Origin of the sequence: Hymenobacter ruricola (genome assembly GCF_015694525.1) — a bacterium.
GTDB classification, from domain to species: domain Bacteria; phylum Bacteroidota; class Bacteroidia; order Cytophagales; family Hymenobacteraceae; genus Hymenobacter; species Hymenobacter ruricola.
Genome location: NZ_JADQDM010000007.1, coordinates 222,118 through 237,514 on the forward strand (window position 1 = coordinate 222,118; position 15,397 = coordinate 237,514).

General features: G+C 62.8%; 20 protein-coding genes and 1 tRNA gene. 11 read left to right on the top strand and 10 right to left on the bottom strand.

Annotated elements, in window-relative coordinates:
- Positions 1-184: 184 nt before the first annotated feature.
- Complete coding sequence (locus tag I2H31_RS15240; protein WP_196293899.1) at positions 185-403, bottom strand: hypothetical protein; 219 nt, start codon at positions 401-403, stop codon at positions 185-187.
- A 225-nt stretch (positions 404-628) separates the two neighbouring features.
- On the opposite strand from I2H31_RS15240, the gene I2H31_RS15245 reads away from it, so the two are divergent.
- The 5 genes from I2H31_RS15245 to I2H31_RS15265 all read left to right on the top strand — a co-directional run bounded on the left by I2H31_RS15245 (position 629) and on the right by I2H31_RS15265 (position 7,058).
- Positions 629-4,309 carry an alpha-amylase family glycosyl hydrolase gene (locus I2H31_RS15245; RefSeq protein ID WP_196293900.1) on the top strand — a complete coding sequence of 1,227 codons (3,681 nt, stop codon included), beginning with the start codon at positions 629-631 and terminating at the stop codon, positions 4,307-4,309.
- A 96-nt stretch (positions 4,310-4,405) separates the two neighbouring features.
- Entirely contained in the window at positions 4,406-4,702 is a 297-nt protein-coding gene (locus tag I2H31_RS15250) for a putative quinol monooxygenase (protein WP_196293901.1), read from the top strand.
- A 195-nt stretch (positions 4,703-4,897) separates the two neighbouring features.
- On the top strand, positions 4,898-5,443 hold the full coding sequence (locus tag I2H31_RS15255; RefSeq protein ID WP_196293902.1) for an iron-sulfur cluster co-chaperone HscB C-terminal domain-containing protein: 546 nt from the start codon (positions 4,898-4,900) through the stop codon (positions 5,441-5,443).
- A 38-nt stretch (positions 5,444-5,481) separates the two neighbouring features.
- Positions 5,482-5,563, top strand: a tRNA-Leu gene (locus I2H31_RS15260).
- Positions 5,564-5,738: 175 nt separating this feature from the next.
- Positions 5,739-7,058: a site-specific integrase gene (locus tag I2H31_RS15265; RefSeq protein ID WP_196293903.1), complete on the top strand. Its 1,320-nt coding sequence runs from the start codon at positions 5,739-5,741 to the stop codon at positions 7,056-7,058.
- 139 nt (positions 7,059-7,197) lie between these two features.
- Here I2H31_RS15265 and I2H31_RS15270 read toward each other — a convergent pair whose 3' ends face one another.
- Entirely contained in the window at positions 7,198-7,401 is a 204-nt protein-coding gene (locus tag I2H31_RS15270; protein ID WP_196293904.1) for a hypothetical protein, read from the bottom strand.
- A 173-nt stretch (positions 7,402-7,574) separates the two neighbouring features.
- On the opposite strand from I2H31_RS15270, the gene I2H31_RS15275 reads away from it, so the two are divergent.
- The 4 genes from I2H31_RS15275 (at position 7,575) to I2H31_RS15290 (ending at position 9,636) form a co-directional block, all read left to right on the top strand.
- Entirely contained in the window at positions 7,575-8,321 is a 747-nt protein-coding gene (locus tag I2H31_RS15275) for a hypothetical protein (protein ID WP_196293905.1), read from the top strand.
- A gap of 74 nt (positions 8,322-8,395) precedes the next feature.
- A complete protein-coding gene (locus I2H31_RS15280) occupies positions 8,396-8,740 on the top strand; it encodes a hypothetical protein (RefSeq protein ID WP_196293906.1) in 345 nt (114 codons plus the stop codon).
- Positions 8,741-8,772: 32 nt separating this feature from the next.
- Positions 8,773-9,243 (top strand): hypothetical protein, encoded by a 471-nt coding sequence (locus I2H31_RS15285; RefSeq protein WP_196293907.1) that lies wholly within the window; start codon positions 8,773-8,775, stop codon positions 9,241-9,243.
- A gap of 192 nt (positions 9,244-9,435) precedes the next feature.
- The gene (locus I2H31_RS15290) at positions 9,436-9,636 is read left to right on the top strand and encodes a helix-turn-helix transcriptional regulator (protein ID WP_317192232.1); all 201 of its coding nucleotides are present in this window, start codon (positions 9,436-9,438) and stop codon (positions 9,634-9,636) included.
- 52 nt (positions 9,637-9,688) lie between these two features.
- On the opposite strand, the gene I2H31_RS15295 is transcribed toward I2H31_RS15290, so the two are convergent.
- A complete protein-coding gene (locus tag I2H31_RS15295) occupies positions 9,689-10,057 on the bottom strand; it encodes a hypothetical protein (protein WP_196293908.1) in 369 nt (122 codons plus the stop codon).
- A gap of 154 nt (positions 10,058-10,211) precedes the next feature.
- Between I2H31_RS15295 and I2H31_RS15300 the strand changes: the two genes are divergently transcribed.
- On the top strand, positions 10,212-10,991 hold the full coding sequence (locus I2H31_RS15300) for an HNH endonuclease (protein ID WP_196293909.1): 780 nt from the start codon (positions 10,212-10,214) through the stop codon (positions 10,989-10,991).
- Positions 10,992-11,204: 213 nt separating this feature from the next.
- Here the strand turns inward: I2H31_RS15300 and I2H31_RS15305 are convergent, their stop codons facing one another.
- The 7 genes from I2H31_RS15305 to I2H31_RS15335 form a co-directional block, all read right to left on the bottom strand.
- Positions 11,205-11,525, bottom strand: a complete 321-nt coding sequence (locus I2H31_RS15305; RefSeq protein ID WP_196293910.1) for a YegP family protein — start codon at positions 11,523-11,525, stop codon at positions 11,205-11,207.
- Between the two features lie 42 nt (positions 11,526-11,567).
- Positions 11,568-12,257, bottom strand: coding sequence for a PD-(D/E)XK nuclease-like domain-containing protein (locus I2H31_RS15310; RefSeq protein WP_196293911.1), 690 nt, complete (start codon positions 12,255-12,257; stop codon positions 11,568-11,570).
- 19 nt (positions 12,258-12,276) lie between these two features.
- Positions 12,277-12,522, bottom strand: coding sequence for a hypothetical protein (locus tag I2H31_RS15315; protein WP_196293912.1), 246 nt, complete (start codon positions 12,520-12,522; stop codon positions 12,277-12,279).
- A gap of 68 nt (positions 12,523-12,590) precedes the next feature.
- On the bottom strand, positions 12,591-13,322 hold the full coding sequence (locus I2H31_RS15320; RefSeq protein WP_196293913.1) for a hypothetical protein: 732 nt from the start codon (positions 13,320-13,322) through the stop codon (positions 12,591-12,593).
- Positions 13,323-13,394: 72 nt separating this feature from the next.
- Positions 13,395-13,709 (bottom strand): DUF3846 domain-containing protein, encoded by a 315-nt coding sequence (locus tag I2H31_RS15325; protein ID WP_196293914.1) that lies wholly within the window; start codon positions 13,707-13,709, stop codon positions 13,395-13,397.
- A 99-nt stretch (positions 13,710-13,808) separates the two neighbouring features.
- Positions 13,809-14,210, bottom strand: coding sequence for a hypothetical protein (locus tag I2H31_RS15330; protein ID WP_196293915.1), 402 nt, complete (start codon positions 14,208-14,210; stop codon positions 13,809-13,811).
- Positions 14,203-14,523, bottom strand: coding sequence for a hypothetical protein (locus I2H31_RS15335; protein WP_196293916.1), 321 nt, complete (start codon positions 14,521-14,523; stop codon positions 14,203-14,205). The genes I2H31_RS15330 and I2H31_RS15335 overlap by 8 nt, the downstream gene beginning before the upstream one ends.
- 167 nt (positions 14,524-14,690) lie before the next feature.
- Here I2H31_RS15335 and I2H31_RS15340 point away from each other — a divergent pair, with 167 nt between their 5' ends.
- The gene (locus tag I2H31_RS15340) at positions 14,691-15,050 is read left to right on the top strand and encodes an SLOG family protein (RefSeq protein ID WP_196293917.1); all 360 of its coding nucleotides are present in this window, start codon (positions 14,691-14,693) and stop codon (positions 15,048-15,050) included.
- Positions 15,051-15,397 lie beyond the last annotated feature (347 nt).

The window sequence follows — 15,397 nt, forward strand, 5'->3', positions numbered from 1 at the left end:
TGGTTGGGGATTGAAAGCGTTGTGTTGGTTCTGCTTATTACGTGGGGCCAGGCCCAACAGGACTTGGCGCCTCACCAATTTTTCGCGGGCGTGGCCCGGGCCCGATTCCGGATAAAAAACCTCCCCGCTGCATCACGCCGGGTGATGGCAGCGGGGAGGTTGATAAGGAGCCGGAATGGCTGCGTTATTTGGCCATCGTGGAATCGGTGCCCATGGCGGAACTGTCGGGGCGGGCGGTGACGGCCGCGCTGTCCGAGGAAGCATTCGTTTCGCTGGGAACGACGGTGGCGGTTTTGTCGGCTTCGGTGGCTTTGGGTTCGCTGTTGCAGCTGCTCAGCAGCAGGGCGCCGGGCAAGGTCAGCAGGCACGCCAGGGCAGCGGGCCGGGAGAGGGAAAATTTCATAACCGGAAAAGAGCTAATGTGAAAGAAAGGATTTGCTTTCGTCTACGACCGGTTGAGCTCCAGAGTTGGTGAACCGGTTGCGAGGTCGTGGGCCGGGGCCCTTTGTAATCACCGCTTTCCGGGTTCCACAATCCTTTGTGAGGGGGTGGCAGCAACGTTTTTGCGGCTGCTCATCCGCGCGGGGCGCAGTAAATTTGTGTTCCCGCCCAACCCGCTGATTTATATATGAGAAAACGTTACGCCTTGTTGGCGCTGTGGCTACTGGCTGTACTAAGCCAGTTCCCGGCCGCCGCCCAAACCACCGTGAAGCGCGTGGTGCTGCAAGCTTTCTGGTGGGACTACTACAACGGCAACTACCGCTTCAAGTGGGCCGACTACCTCACCGAGCTGGCCCCGCGCCTCAAAAGCCTGGGCGTTGACGCGGTCTGGATTCCGCCCACGCCCAAAAACAAGAACGCCACTGGCGACGTCGGCTACTCGCCTTTCGACCCCTACGACCTGGGCGATAAATTCCAGAAGGGCGACGTGCGCACCCGCTTCGGCTCGAAGGACGAGTTCCTGCGCATGGTGGCCGTGCTGCACGCCAACGGCATCGAGGTAATCCAGGACGTGGTGCTGAACCACACCGACGGCGCCGGCACCGCCACCGGCGCCGCTGGCCAGGACCCCGAGCCCACCCTCTCGATGGCCACCAACAGCGGCTACAAAACCTTCCGCTACAGCTCCTTTGCCACGCCCGTGCCCGAAGCCGGCGACAACGGCGCCGCCTACGCCGCCCGCCAGGGCCGCTGGCCGAGAAACTACGCCAACTTCCACCCGCACCCGGGCCACAACGACACCGGCACCGACCTGACCGCGCCCTACTTCGGCCCCGATTTCTGCTACGGCCACGACGGCGGCAGCGACGGCTACGGCCCCCTCAGCCCCAACTACCTGGCCCTCTACCCCGGCGCCTTCAACCCGGTGCAAACCCCGGGCTACAGCCAGGCCCAGGCCCGCAACTGGCTGGTGTGGATGAAGAAACAGACCGGCGTCGACGGCTTCCGCTGGGACGCGGTGAAGCACTTCAGCGCCAACGCCCAGCAAGACTGGAGCTACAACCTGAAGTACAACGCCGGCTGGGCCAGCGCCGGCGAAACCATGTACAACGTGGGCGAATACGTGGGCGGCAAATCGGATTTGGACGCCTACGTGACCAACGTGCAGGGCCAGAACGGCGGCCAGGATTTCCTGATGGGCACCTTCGATTTTGGCCTGCGCGGCGCCATCTACAACATGGTGAGCGGGGGCGGCGGCTACGATTTGGGCCAGATTCCGGGGCAGCAGCAGGACCAGCGGGTGGCCTACTACGCCAACTCGAACACCTACGTGCACCGCACGGCGCCCTTCGTGAACAACCACGACACCTTCCGGCCGCAGCTCGACGCCAGCGGCAACTACACCGGCTGGAACTCCAGCGACGAGCTGGCGGCCCACATCGACCCGTTTGATGCGCGCCTGTCGGCCGCTTACGCCATTGCCTTCGCCGTGGACGGCAACCCGCACCTTTACTTCGAAGACCTGTTCAACCTCGGCGGCACCGGCAAGCGCTACACCCACCGGCCCGTCTCCACCGCCGACCTGCCCACCCGCGACGACCTCGTGAACCTGCTCTGGTGCCACCAGCACCTGCATTTCAAGGACGGCGCCTACCGGGTGCGGTACCAGTCGCCCGACCACCTCGTCATCGAGCGCAGCAGCAAGGCCCTTATCGGCATCAACGACCACTACAACGACTGGCAGGAAACCTACGTGGATTCCGACTTCGCGCCCGGCACCGTGCTCAAGGACTATTCGGGCGCCAACGGCACCGCCACCTACACCGTGCCGGCCGACCAGCGCGTGCGCATCAGCACGCCGCCCTGCAACGGCACGGCCCTGCTGGGCCGGCGCGGCTACTCGGTGTGGGCGCCGGTGGGCCAGGACAACTCCGCCTACGCCCCCGCCCACGCGGCCCTAACCACCCAGGAATGGGAAATGGCCAACGACCTCGGCGACCTGAACTGCAGCGGGCTGGGCCAGGGCGGCGCCCTGCCCGACTACTCCACCAACACCCGTTTGGCCGGCAAAATCTACGCGCAGGCCGGCCAGCCCGTCACCTACACCCTCTACCCGGAAGACGCCAGTACCAACACGCGCAGCCTGGTTGTTGGGGTGTACGACTTGCGGGGCAACCTCTTGAGCAGCGCCACCGGCACTGCCGCCGCCAGCGGCACCTGCATCCCCGCCACCACCGGCTGGCTGGCCCTGAAAATCCACAACGCCAGCGCCGCCGACCCCGGCCAGCGCGCCTACGTGCAGGTAAGCTACACCGCCCCGGCCGCCGTGAACACCCTCACCGCCCCGCCGCCCACCAACCAAGTAGCCATCTGGACGAGCAACGACGCCTCGGCCGACCCCACCGATTGCCGCAACTGGGAAAACGGCGTGCCGCCCACCGCCAGCACCGACGTACTGATTCCGGCCGGCACGAGCTTCGCTCCGCAGCTCGGCAGCGGCACGCTGGCAGCCCATCATCTGACCGTGGAAAGCGGCGCCAGCCTCACGCTGGCCGCCGGCACCACCTGGCAGGTGAGCGGCAACGTGATGGCCGCCGGTCCCATCACCGGCCCCGGCACATTGGAGTTGAACGGCAACACCGAGCAGACGCTGAGCGCCGGCAGCAGCGCAGGTCTGGCCATCAATAAGCTCACCATCAGCAATGCCGCCAACGTGCGGCTGCTGAACCCGCTGAGTGTGAACGACGCGCTGACATTCACTGCCGGCCATCTGGTGGTTGATACCCAACCGCTGACGCTGAGCGGCAACGCCACCATTGCCGGGGCCGATGCCAGCCGTTACGTGATAACGCCCGACGTGGCGGCCAGTGGCGGCTACGTGGCCCGGCCTGTGCCCACGGGCGGGGTTCCGGTCACGTTCCCCGTGGGCACGGCCGCCTCTTACACGCCCCTGACGCTGGCCAATTCGGGCGTCAGCACCACGTTTCAGGTGCGCACTTTCAGCGGGCTGCGGGCTAATGGGCGTAGCGGCGCGCCGTATGCCCGGCAGGCCGAATTCGTGAACCGCACCTGGGAGGCTACTCCGGCCCTCGCCACTGGCCCGGTGGTGGACGTGAGCGTGCAGTTCGACGCCGCCGACCAGAACGCCGGCTTCGCGCCGGCCCAGGCCAGCCTGTATGGCAACGCGGGCAGCGCAGGCAGCGTCTGGACGGAGTTGGGACGGGCCAGCAGCAGCGGCACGGGCCCCATTAGCGCCACGCTCAACCGGGTAGGTGCCTTCCCGCTGTTTGCCCTGGGAAATAGCAACACGCCCCTGCCAGTGACGCTGACGCAATTTGGCGCCCAGCGCACGGGGCCGAGCACCGTCCGCATTGCGTGGAATACGGCGCAGGAGAAAGACAACGCCGGTTTCGAGGTAGAAAAATCCGCTGATGGCAAAGCATTCAGCCGCTTGGCTTTGGTGGCGGCGCAAGGCGGCAACCGGCCCGCTGCTTACGGCTACAACGACGTGGAAGCCGCGGCTGCAGCTTTTTACCGGCTGCGCCAACTGGATGGCGACGGCAAAGCCCACTTCAGCGCCGTGGCCTACGTGGCCGGCGCGGGCAGCCCCTACGTGGTGGTGCCCAACCCCAGCCAGGGCGAAGCGCTGCAGCTGCTCGGCGGCCCCATCGCCGCGGAAGCCGCGCCGCTGCACCTCACGCTCAGCAATGTGCTGGGCCGCACGGTGTGGGCCCCGGCCCCGGCACCCCGGACCGAACTCCAGGCGCAGCTCAGCCGCGCGCTCCGCACCGCGGCGCCGGGCATTTACCTGCTCACCATCAGCGGCCCCGACGGGCTGAGCCAGCGCCTGCGCCTGGTGCGCGAATAGCCGCTGACGCCGCTGAGCATCTTTTAACTGAACGTCCCGGCCCCCGCAATGGAGCCGGGGCGTTTTACTTTCGCAGCTTCCAAAACCCCTGACCTGATGCTCATCCGCGTTGTCCGCATGACGTTTGCCCCGGAGCAAGTGCCGGCATTTCTAAACCTTTTTCACGCCACCAAGCACCGCATCCGGCAGCAGCCCGGCTGCCGGCATCTGGAGCTGTGGCAGGATGCGGCGAGCCCGAACGTCTACTGCACCTACAGCCATTGGGAGGACGAAGCTGCCCTCAACGGCTACCGCAAATCCGAGCTTTTCGGCGAAGTGTGGCCGGCCACCAAAAAGTTGTTTGCCGCCCCGCCGGTGGCTTTTTCCTCGGAGTCAGTTGCCGTGGTTGAGTGAAACCGGGCTCCTCCTGGCCCCCTGCCTGCACAAAGCAAGCGGTAACGCCGCAGCATTACCCAGCTGTTCATCAATAAAGTAGCAGAAGTCGGGAGATTGGTCAAAATGAAAGGGTGCCGCCGCCGGGCCCAAACCATACAACAGGTTTGAGGGTAAAAGCAACCGCGCGCCCGCTTGCGCTGCTACCTTCGCCCCATGCCCGACACGCCCGACTACTTCGCCTTCTACGGCCTGCCCGAGTCTTTCCGGCCCGATGAGGCCGCCCTCAGACGCCTCTACTACGCCAAAAGCCGCGAAACGCACCCCGATTTTCACGCCACGTCTTCGCCCGAAAACCAGGCCGACATGCTGCGCCAAGCCACCCTCAACACCGACGCCTACCGCACCCTCGCCGACCCCGACCAGCGCATGGCCTACTTGCTGCGCCAGCACGGCCTGCTCGAAGAAGGCAAGCAGGAACAGCTCCCGCCCGATTTCCTGATGGACATGATGGACCTCAACGAGCAGCTGATGGAGCTGGAAATGGACCCCGCAGGCGCCACCGGCACCCAGGTAGCCACCGAAGTCCAGGCGCTGGCCGACACCCTCGACGCCGGCATCGAACCGGTACTAGCTGGCTATGAGCAGCTCCCCGCCGACCACCGGCCGGCGGCGCTCCAGCAAATCCGCACCTATTACCTAAAAAAGCGCTATCTGTTGCGCATCCAGCAGCAGCTAGCTACCTTTGCAGCCCGCTCCTGATACCGGCAGAGCGGAATTGTTCTGAAAAGGTTCATCCTGCCCGGATGGCGGAACCGGTAGACGCGTTGGTCTCAAACACCAATACCGCAAGGTGTGCCGGTTCGACTCCGGCTCCGGGTACTAGGAAGGTCTAACGACCACCCCAAATTCAAGCCTCAAAAGCTGTAAATCTGTTCGCAGATGCAGTTTTTGAGGCTTTTTTGCGTTCAGCCCAAATTGGATTTACCAGAGCTAATACCTGGACTTACCAATGGGTTTACGCCACCTCCTACGCCACCTCTTTTTTCTAAATCTTATGAAAGTTGTGTTTGAGCTGCGGCATGATAAACAGGATAAGGCGGGCACCGTGCCGGTCTATGTATTGGCGTATTTCGACGGGCTGCGGCTGCGCTGCTCGACCAAAGAGCGGTGCGAGCCGCGGCAGTGGAACGAGAAGGAACAAGAGTTCCGGCGCTCGTTTCCGGGCTTCACCTCGGCCAACCTGGGGCTTGCGGCCCTGGTGCGGCGGCTGGAAGACAAGTACCGGGAATTACGAACGGCGAACATCGCACCGAGCGTGGCGTTGATGCGCGAGGCAGTGAATCCGGCGACCGTTGTGGTGAAGGAAGAGCCGACACTCGTGGCTCGCTTCACGGAGTTTCGGGAAGTGCTGGCCGGGCGCGGATATGCCTTTCACACGTTGCGGCACTACAAAACGGCGTGTAACCACTTGGAGACATTTTTGGAAAAGTCCCGGCGCAAAGGCCTGCTGCTGGCCGGCTATACCTCAGCAGTGCATGACGACTATGTGAGCCACTTGCGGACAGGCTGCGGCTTGTCGGCCAATGGGGTATATACCTTGCTGAAAGACTTGAAAACCTTTTTGCGCCATGCGCAGGATGAGCGGGGACTAACGCTAGGGCTGGACTTGAAGCGCTTCGAAGTGAAGTATACCGACCAGGCCAAAACTTATCTGACCGGGGCCGACCTCGCGGCGCTGGTGGCGGTAAAGCTCTCGAAGACCCTGGAACCGGCACGGGACGTGTTCTTGTTTTGCTGCTACACGGGCTTGCGCTACTCTGACGTGGCGGCGCTACACGCTGGCAACCTGCATCTATTGGGCGCCAATGGTGACGGTGACCGGGTGCTACGGCTGATACAGACCAAGACGCGGGCCACAGTAAGCATCTACCTGAGCCGAGTGGCGGCAGAGATATTGGACCGATACGCAACCCCTGAACGCCAATTTGACGGGGCTCGGCTGCTGCCGGTACTGGCCAACCAGCCGATGAACCGGTATTTGAAGAAAATCACGCAGCTGGCGGGGTTGTCGCGGCCGGTGGAAGTGGTAAGCACGGCCGGTGGACAGGTAGTAAAACAAGCCGTACCGCTGTACGAGTTGGTGACGATGCACACGGCCCGCCACACGTTTGCAGTGCAAAGCCTACTGCGAGGAATGCCGGTGACGGTATTGCAGCGGGTAATGGGCCACGCCAAGATTCAGAATACAATGCGCTACGCACAGGTGGTTGAGGAGCTGCAGCACCAAGCCATGCGGGCGGCGTGGGATGGGCCGGCCACCGTGCCGGCCGTGAGCGCACTGGATGGTTCGGTTTGCACGGTGATGGCGGCATAATAATCAGGCTGCCCTGAATCGAAAATCCCCGGCCGGATTCACTTCTAGGTCGGGGATTTTTTTGGTCGGCGCGGTCTGGCCGCAGTGGGCGCGTGTACGCTTCGTGTACGCTTCGAAGTGCCTTGGAGTACGGTGCGAGCTACCGAGAAACGGGAGCGTTCAGGGCTTCGCTGACCTCGGTGGCATCGAGGCCGGTGAGGCGGCAAAAGTCCTGCACGGTGACAAGGGCTCCGGCGGGTTTGCCGGCGGCCTGGCGGGCGCGGCGCACGAGCCGCTTAGCGGAATCGTAGCTGCGGCCGGTGAGGGCCGCCACGTCTTTGGGGTAAAGGCAGATGCGGGTCACGGCGATGGGGCGGGGTGTATGGGGACTGACCGGGTTATACGGGGCACGGCACTAGGATTGTCAAATTTACTTGAAGTATTTCGACTCCACAAACAGCGCCCTGGCTATGAATGCGGGTTGGCGTGCTGGCCGCTATTGGCAAATCGGCGCATTCCGACAATTTACTTTTCACAATGGCACAACAAACTGGTATTTTGGGCCTGCAGGGGACGGTGGGCGGGCTGGTCTTCCGAAAGGATGGCTCAGTTGCGCAAAAGCCGGCCTCGAACAAGGCTAAATTCATGAACGCGGCCAGCATGGCGCGGACTCGTGAAAACGCATCGGAATTTGGCCTGGCGGCCAGCTACAGCAAGGTGCTGCGCGACTCGTTGCGCGTGGCCATTGCCTCGGCCAGCGATAGCCGCGTGGCCTCGCGCCTGACCAAGGCCATGCGCGAAGTCATCGGCCTCGATGACACGAATGACCGTGGGCAACGGGTGTTCGACTCGACCAACTCGGCTCCGCTGCTCGGCTTCAACTTCAACGCAGGGGCTGGCATCGGGCAGACGATGTACTTCCCCTACGAGGTGACGGGCGCGGGCACGGACGTGACGATGACGATTCCGGCGCTGAATCCGGCCTCGGACATTGCCGCGCCGCAGGGCACGACGCACTTTGAGGTAGTATTTGCCGCTTCGTCGTTGGACATGGAGACGCTGACCTACACCAATGCTGTGGTGGCCGCGCCACTGGGCATCCTGGCGGTGAACAGCGTGGCCTTGGCCAACCAGGCGGTGGTAGCCACTTTCCCAGCTGCTCCGCCCGCGGCTAACCTGGTGGTGGGTGTGGTCGGCATCAACTTCTACCAGCAGGTGAACGGCAAGTTCTACCCGCTCAACAACAACAGCACTAACCCGCTGGCGATTGAGTACGTGGCCTAAGCCGCTGCTGCATGGATAAACGGCCAGCCATTACCGGCTGGCCGTTTTTTCTTCCCTCCCCCCCTCTCCTTCCCATGGCACTCACCGGCTATCAGCTGCAATACAAGCGACGCATGAAAAAGGCGCTGGCGTTACGGGCCAAGGCCGACCGGCAGGCGCGTTTCCTAGTAGCCCGGTTGGCCACGGTGCTGGCACTAGGCGAAACGGCAGCCGACCATATAGAGCGGATAAACACGCTGTACGGCACAAACATGAGCCTGCGTACCGATTTAGTGGACGGCTACCGGCTGGCCGGCACGGCGGCAGCGCTCAACCAAGTTGCAGCAGCCAGCCTAGGTGGAGCACCGGCGGCCGTGTTCGTCAACCTGGCGACTAACGTGGGCGGGGCGATGCTGCCGCCCGATTCTGACCTGGATTAAGTCTTTCTTTTCACTTTCAACTTTTCTCCATTATGGCACTTACAGCTTATCAACAGCAATTTAAGCGTCGCATGAAGCGCGCCATCAGCCTGCGGGCTAAAGCCGACCAGAAGGCTAGGCGTTATACCAAACTGCTATCGGATGCCATCGGCGCGGCCGAGGACGCGGCCATGCAGATGAACGCGCTGAACCAACTCTACAACGTGGACGTGAGCACCTACACGCTGCTCACGCAGGCGCTGCACGCCAACAGCGGGCAGGAAGTGCTGGAAGACCACCTGGCACAGAGTACGCCCGGCGAGGAGGCCATCATCTTCAACCAGGTGCCGGACGCCAACGGCGGGCAGCCGCTGCCGGCTAACCCGCTGTTTGGGGAACTGATGACGGGTACGCCAATTATTCCGCCGGCTCAGACAATGCTGGTAGGGGCCAAAGTCGTGGCCCCGAAACCGGCGCTCGTACCGGATGCAATTCCTGCTGCCTCGGAAACAACTGAGGCTTAACGACCGCATCTACCTCTGGTACTTCTGAAAAATACCAACCCCTGTCTACAGAGGTTGGTATTTTTTATTTATACCCGACCGGGTACAATATGTTGCTGAAGTCTATATTTACACCCGTTCGGGTACATCTATGGTCAATGCCACCCTCATCCCAAGGCTCTTATTTATATGGCTGAAAGCATTGCATAGTTCATAAAACAGCGGCGGAAAATGCTCCGGCTTACTCAACCTGATATGGCCGCCAAAGCGGGCGTGGGCCTGCGGTTTGTGCGGGAATTAGAACAAGGGAAAGCTACCCTGCAGCTGGACAAGGTCAATCAGGTTCTCGGATTATTTGGCCACGAACTGGGTCCGGTGCCGGTGGACAGGTCACGCTGGAATGATGAACTGTGAGAGACATCCAGCACCTCTGTGAGACAAAGTGACAAGCTGATAAACTTGGGGCTTACTGTCGGTTTCGACGGGCGCGGCGCTCGGCCACTTTCATGAAAAAGGATTCCAACTGAGTGTCGGGGTGGTTGCGCTGCTGCCAAGAGAGCAGCTCGGCGGCCGTGATGCGGTGGCCACGGGGGCTACCAGTACAATCCACGTAGCGCAGGCGGCGGGGGTGGCGAGCGGGCAGCTTGGTGTAATCGCGCAGCGTTTCGGGATGCAGCGCCAGCAGTTTGGCGGCTTGCGGGAAGGAAAACATTACCTCGGGGAGCGGCAACCGGGACAGAATGGTACTCACCTGGTGCTCGATTTCGCGCTGGATTGCCTGCTCTAGCTCTGCTTTCTGGTCTTCAGTGAAGGTGAGGGTAATTTCAGGTATCATGGCCTAACATTTTAAATAAATGCCACAAATCAGAAATACGAAAGTTAATAAGCTAAAGGACTATTGTCAAACACTTGAAAGCTAACACAGGTACGTAACTAACCTATTCTGTCAATTGGTCTACAATGGTTGAAATTGGGGTAGTTTCGCGGCTATGAAGCAAGGCCAACGACTCTGGACCCGCGACGAGCTGTTGCTAGCCATCAACTTGTACTGCAAGCTCACTTTCGGGCAGCTGCACAAGGGCAACCCGGCCATTATCGAGCTGGCGGGACTGGTTGGCCGTACGCCGAGCTCTGTGGCGCTGAAGCTGGTAAACTTCGCAAGCCTCGACCCGAGCCTGGACCGGGCGGGCATGAGCAATGCCAGCCACCTGGACCGGCAGGTATGGCAGGAATTTTACGCCGATTGGGCGGGGCGGGCGCTGGAAAGTGAGCGGCTGCTGGCCGATGCACAGCACCTCACCCTTGAAGACGTGGCGGCGGAATACGAGCCGCTGCCACCGGTACCGGTGGGCCGGGTGAAGGAGCAACTGGTGAACGTGCGGGTGAATCAGCAGTTTTTCCGGCGCACGGTGCTGGCCGCGTATGACAATACCTGCTGCATCACGGGCCTGCGGCAGCCGGCGCTGCTGGTAGCGGGTCATATAAAGCCCTGGGCGGTGGACGTAGCAAACCGACTGAATCCGCGCAATGGGTTGGCGCTAAATGCGCTGCACGACCGGGCATTTGAGCTGGGGCTGTTCACCATCCGGCCCGATGACTACGTGATTGAGGTAGCGCCGACCGTGCGGCAGCATAACCGGCCGGACGCTCAGGCGGCGGGGGAACTGCTGGGACAGTACCACGGGCAGGCGCTGCGGCTGCCACTGCGGCGGCGGTTTCTACCGGACCCCGCGTTTTTGAACTGGCACCGCAGTAAGTGGGTGCCGTAATTTTTGCAACAAGCTGTTGCAAAATTGTCCTTGGTCGAGGCAGGCCTAAATTGTGCAACAAGCTGTTGCACTTTTAACCAATCTGGACAGATGTTGAATTGTGCAGCAAGGTGCTACACAACTCGGCTTACCCTGCTTGCCGTTATTTCCGAACAAGTCAAAGCCCCGTCAGCCAGTAGCTGACGGGGCTTTGACTACCTGCACCGACAACAACTAGCTCAGGTCTTCGATGCGGGCGGTGGGTGCTTCCTGCAGCACGACCTGGATGCCGTCGTCGCGGGACTGGGCGGTGGTGTACTTCTCGCTGCGGCCGATAATTTCACCGTTGGCGGCAACGTGGTTGAAGCCGTACTGGCCGGCGTTGAAGAAGGGTTCGAAGCGTTGGGGCTGGCAATTGGCCTGGACGGACCGGATGCCGTTCTGGCAGCTGGCCTTGGTGGTGTAGCCTTCGCCGGACTGGACAATTTCGCCGTTGCCGGCGCGCAGGTGGTACCAGTACTGGCCGCTGCTGTGGAAGATTTGGAAGGTTGCCATAGCGGGAGTTAAAAGAGAGTTGGTGAAATGAATAGCAGCAAGTTAAGCGGCAAGTGCCAACGGCGCGGGCATGGTAAATGGAATGGACAAGCCGGGGGCTTGCCGGGCGTGGTGACGCAGCAGGGCCGCATACTTTTTGCGACCCTGCTCGATGAGTCCGGGCATGGCCGTTAGCTCAACGCGCCACACTTCGTTTGGGGCTTTCTTCTGCACACCGATAATGAGAAAGCGCGTGGCGCCGAGCACGTCCAGATATAGGGCAGCCTGACGGTCGTAGTCGTACTTCTCGATGGTGGTCAGGAAGTGGGCCCGGTCGGGGCTGCTGGTAGTTTTGAAGTCGATGAGCGTGAGCTGGCGGCCGGCGGGGCTGCGGACCAATAGGTCGGGGCGCAGCTTCACTCCTACCCCGGTGGCCGTGTGGGTGGCCGTGTAGGATTGTTCGGCTTGGCCCCGATAAAGCAGGTCGCGGCAGTAGCGTTGGCGGCGTACCTGGCGGGCCAGCAATTCCAGGTCGGTCCACTTAATACCGCGCTCCTCGGTGCGAACGTAGGTGGCCGGCTCCAGCACGGCAGAATGAAAATGGCTGCCGTAGGCCAGGGCCACGGGGTTGGGCCGGCGCAGCTGGCCCATGATGCCGGCTTTGAGCTCGGACAAGTCGGTGTTGGAAACCTGGGGCAGGGCGCGGTGCTGGGCCTGGGTCAGGGCGGGGTGATGCGTAAGGGCGTGAAACATGAGGGTTAAGAAAAGAGGGTTAGCGGATAAAGGCCAGGCGGTTGGGGTCAGCGGCGCGGTGCAACCAGATATGGGCGCTGCCACAGCCGACCAGGTACGCGGGCTCAGGAAAGAGTTGGCGCACCTGCGGGGCGAAGTCGCGCAAGTCGGGCAACAGGTCGGCAGCGGTTAAGAGCTTGGCCAACTGGGCCAGCAAGGCGGCCTCGGCGTCGTCGCGGGCCGGCTGCTCAAGGGACAGCTGGGGCAATTCGGTGGTGTGGTTCATCGGAAATGGCATTTGATGATAGGTATAGCCGGGTGGCCCCCACGGCGGGTACCATGGGGGCCAGGGCATTAGGCGGCCAGCGGCAATGCCGTAGGCTCAGCGGCGGCCGGCTCGGGGCTGGTGGGGTCGTCCTCGACGGGGACGGTGTAGCCGTGCTGGATGCGCATGTCGGCGTTGCCGGTGTAGGTTTCGGCGCGCCAGATGGGAAAGTCGCGGGCGAAATCGCGGCGGGCGGCTACCTCGGCCGCGTCGGCGGCTTCGTAGCTGAATTGGGCGATGTAGTAGGTAGCCGTCTTGCCGTCCTTGGTGGTCTGCTTCTTCTCGGCGGTGACTTTTACCGTCACGTCGGCCAGGGTCAGGTCGTCGTAAAACAGCGGCTCGATGAGGCGGTACAGGTTTTCGACGCTGTAACCGTGGAAGAGCACGGCGCAGATAGCGCCCTTGTCGTCGGCAAAAAACAGCTCGGCCCACAGCTTGCGGCCCATGTTCAGAATATCGTCCTGGAACACGCGCCAGGCCAGCGGGATGAAGGAAAGCGAATTGCCAAGGGGTACGGTGCCGCCGATGTTGAACTGGCCAGCTTTGGCGTCGAAACGCACTTGGCGCGGGTGGCCGGGCAGGTAGCGAAAGCGCGACACCTGCACGACTTCGCCGGTGGCCTCGTCGGTTTTCTCGATGAGGTAAGCGGGCACGGCTGTAATGGGGCCGCTGAGCACGAACATGGAAGCCTCGGGGGCGGTGGTGGATGCGGTACCGGCTTCGCTGGTGGCGGTACGTTGGGCTTTTACTTTGGTGGACATATGGAAAATGGTTGAGGTTGGAAATGAAAAAGGTGGGGCCTTTTGGCGGCCAGCCCCTGCGCCGTTGGTTTGTTAGCGGAATTGCTTGTCGTGGCACAGAATGGCGCGGCCAACAATGCAGTCGACGCCCCGGGCGGCGGGCTGGTGCTGGTGCCAGACGTAGGTGGCCAGCAGGTTGAGGTAGGCGGGGTTGCGGAACTTGCCTTCGTCGTCGATGATGAGAATCAGCTCCTCGGTGACGCGCACCACGTCGACGGTTTGGCAATCGAGCAGCTGGTACAATTCGGCCAGCTTGAAGCTGCGGCCGTTGGCGGGGCTGACCGGCTGCGGCTGGGCGCTGGCCGGGTCGAGCAAATGGGGCTGGTAGGGAGTAGCGGTTTTTGGCATGGTGGGGCGTGTTTAGTGGGGCCGCCCGGATTGGCGGCACCTGGTGACTTCTTGAAATGGTGCCTAGCGGCCCGCGCCGGGCGGGCGCGGGCCTGGTGGCTAAAAGCGGGGATACTTGGCGCGGGCGGCCTGCAAGGCGGCACCGGCAGGGCTGGCGTGGAAAGCGGCGGCGGCAGCTTGGTAAGTGGCCTGAACCTCGCGGCAGCGGAGGATGGCGGCGCGCAGCTGGGCAAAGCGGCCGGGCTGGGTGCGGTAGTCATCGCGCAGCGCATACTTGGCGGCGCGGGCATCGAAAAAGGCGGAGTGGGCACGGGCCAGCGCATGGCGGGCGGCGACAGTAGCCGGGTCGATGGGCGCGGGCGGCGGGACTACCTGGGGACGAGGTGGCTGCTTGGCCTCCAGCTTGGCCAGGGTGGCGCGCAGGGCAGCCCACTTGGCCGCGACCTGGCCACCAGCCGCACACACAACAGGCGCGGCTGGGGCAATGGCGACGCTAGGCACGGGCAGGAACACCGGCAAACTCATCCTCGGCCTTGATAACCTCCCACACGGCCGCAAAGGCAAAGCCGGGGTGCGCGGCGCGCATGGCACGGAAAGCCCGGCGCAAGGCCTCGAATGGGCAGGGCGATGAGCCGGCGAAGCCGCCCGAGGGCTGGCACTCCGGCCGCTGCTCTAAGCTGAGCATGACGTGCCACGAGGTGCTACCCTTGCCATAGGTGGCGGCAGACTGCGAAATGTAGATGCCCGAGAACGAGCACAGGGCGGGGCCTTTCCAGGCGGCAGCGGCAAGCTGCAAAAGTTGATTGGGTTGCATGGCTGTAAGAGTTAGCCGTGGGGTGCCCGCGCCGTAGGCCTCCGGGTGGGCAAGTAGCCAGGGCCTTCCTGACTACAAACCAAAGATACAAATTTACTTGAACAATGACAACTAATTTGACAAATAAATATGCTTGTTTAACAACTTTATTTGTCGTATATTGTAGTATGGAAAAACACAAAAACAAGGCGGTGGCGGTGGTGGGTAGCCGAGGCGTGAAAAGCTGCGCGGCGCTGACGCAGCGGCTGGCCGAACTGGAGCCGGCGGAAGTAGTGAGCGGGGGCGCGGCCGGCGTGGATGCCCTGGCGGCCAGCTGGGCCCGAGCCCACGGGGTGCCGCTGACGGAACTGCGGCCCGACTATGCCGCCCACGGCCCGACGGCCGCCACCCATGTGCGCAATGCCGAGATAGTGAGGCGGGCCGCGCTGGTGCTGGTGGTGTGGGATGGCCAGAGCAAGGGGACGCTGAGCACACTGCGGGCCGCCCGGCGGCTGGGCCGGCCGGTGGAACTGCTGCCCCTGGACTGAGCTGGCACCAGGCGGGCCAGCTGCCCCCCCCTGCCGGGCACCAGACCAAACACCCTGGATGCCTTGCCTTGGGGGTTTGGGGGCGGGCTGAGGCCCCCAATGGATACTCGGCGGAGCCGGCCTTGTGAGGCGGTAGTGGCCGACCAACGGGAGGCTGCGGAAGCCGAGGAGTATGACCGGGCGTTAGCCGGGGCATGATGGCGGGGGCTTGGGGTACTCCCCAATGAAACCCTCCGCGAAGCGGGCCTTGCTTCTGCCTGCGTGGCCTGAACGCAGACTTTACTGGCGGGTGGCGGGCTTTTAGGCCCGCGGCCTGCTGCCACTGCTAGGGGGTGCGGACCCGTGGC

Bases quoted from the DNA above. Each gene is read 5' to 3' on its own strand.
- I2H31_RS15245 (WP_196293900.1), top strand. From the start codon at position 629: ATGAGAAAACGTTACGCCTTGTTGGCGCTGTGGCTACTGGCTGTACTA.
- I2H31_RS15240 (WP_196293899.1), bottom strand. From the start codon at position 403: ATGAAATTTTCCCTCTCCCGGCCCGCTGCCCTGGCGTGCCTGCTGACC.
- I2H31_RS15295 (WP_196293908.1), bottom strand. From the start codon at position 10,057: ATGATACCTGAAATTACCCTCACCTTCACTGAAGACCAGAAAGCAGAG.
- I2H31_RS15305 (WP_196293910.1), bottom strand. From the start codon at position 11,525: ATGGCAACCTTCCAAATCTTCCACAGCAGCGGCCAGTACTGGTACCAC.
- I2H31_RS15340 (WP_196293917.1), top strand. From the start codon at position 14,691: ATGGAAAAACACAAAAACAAGGCGGTGGCGGTGGTGGGTAGCCGAGGC.
- I2H31_RS15310 (WP_196293911.1), bottom strand. From the start codon at position 12,257: ATGTTTCACGCCCTTACGCATCACCCCGCCCTGACCCAGGCCCAGCAC.
- I2H31_RS15275 (WP_196293905.1), top strand. From the start codon at position 7,575: ATGGCACAACAAACTGGTATTTTGGGCCTGCAGGGGACGGTGGGCGGG.
- I2H31_RS15280 (WP_196293906.1), top strand. From the start codon at position 8,396: ATGGCACTCACCGGCTATCAGCTGCAATACAAGCGACGCATGAAAAAG.
- I2H31_RS15335 (WP_196293916.1), bottom strand. From the start codon at position 14,523: ATGCAACCCAATCAACTTTTGCAGCTTGCCGCTGCCGCCTGGAAAGGC.
- I2H31_RS15255 (WP_196293902.1), top strand. From the start codon at position 4,898: ATGCCCGACACGCCCGACTACTTCGCCTTCTACGGCCTGCCCGAGTCT.
- I2H31_RS15300 (WP_196293909.1), top strand. From the start codon at position 10,212: ATGAAGCAAGGCCAACGACTCTGGACCCGCGACGAGCTGTTGCTAGCC.
- I2H31_RS15265 (WP_196293903.1), top strand. From the start codon at position 5,739: ATGAAAGTTGTGTTTGAGCTGCGGCATGATAAACAGGATAAGGCGGGC.
- I2H31_RS15250 (WP_196293901.1), top strand. From the start codon at position 4,406: ATGCTCATCCGCGTTGTCCGCATGACGTTTGCCCCGGAGCAAGTGCCG.
- I2H31_RS15325 (WP_196293914.1), bottom strand. From the start codon at position 13,709: ATGCCAAAAACCGCTACTCCCTACCAGCCCCATTTGCTCGACCCGGCC.
- I2H31_RS15285 (WP_196293907.1), top strand. From the start codon at position 8,773: ATGGCACTTACAGCTTATCAACAGCAATTTAAGCGTCGCATGAAGCGC.
- I2H31_RS15315 (WP_196293912.1), bottom strand. From the start codon at position 12,522: ATGAACCACACCACCGAATTGCCCCAGCTGTCCCTTGAGCAGCCGGCC.
- I2H31_RS15320 (WP_196293913.1), bottom strand. From the start codon at position 13,322: ATGTCCACCAAAGTAAAAGCCCAACGTACCGCCACCAGCGAAGCCGGT.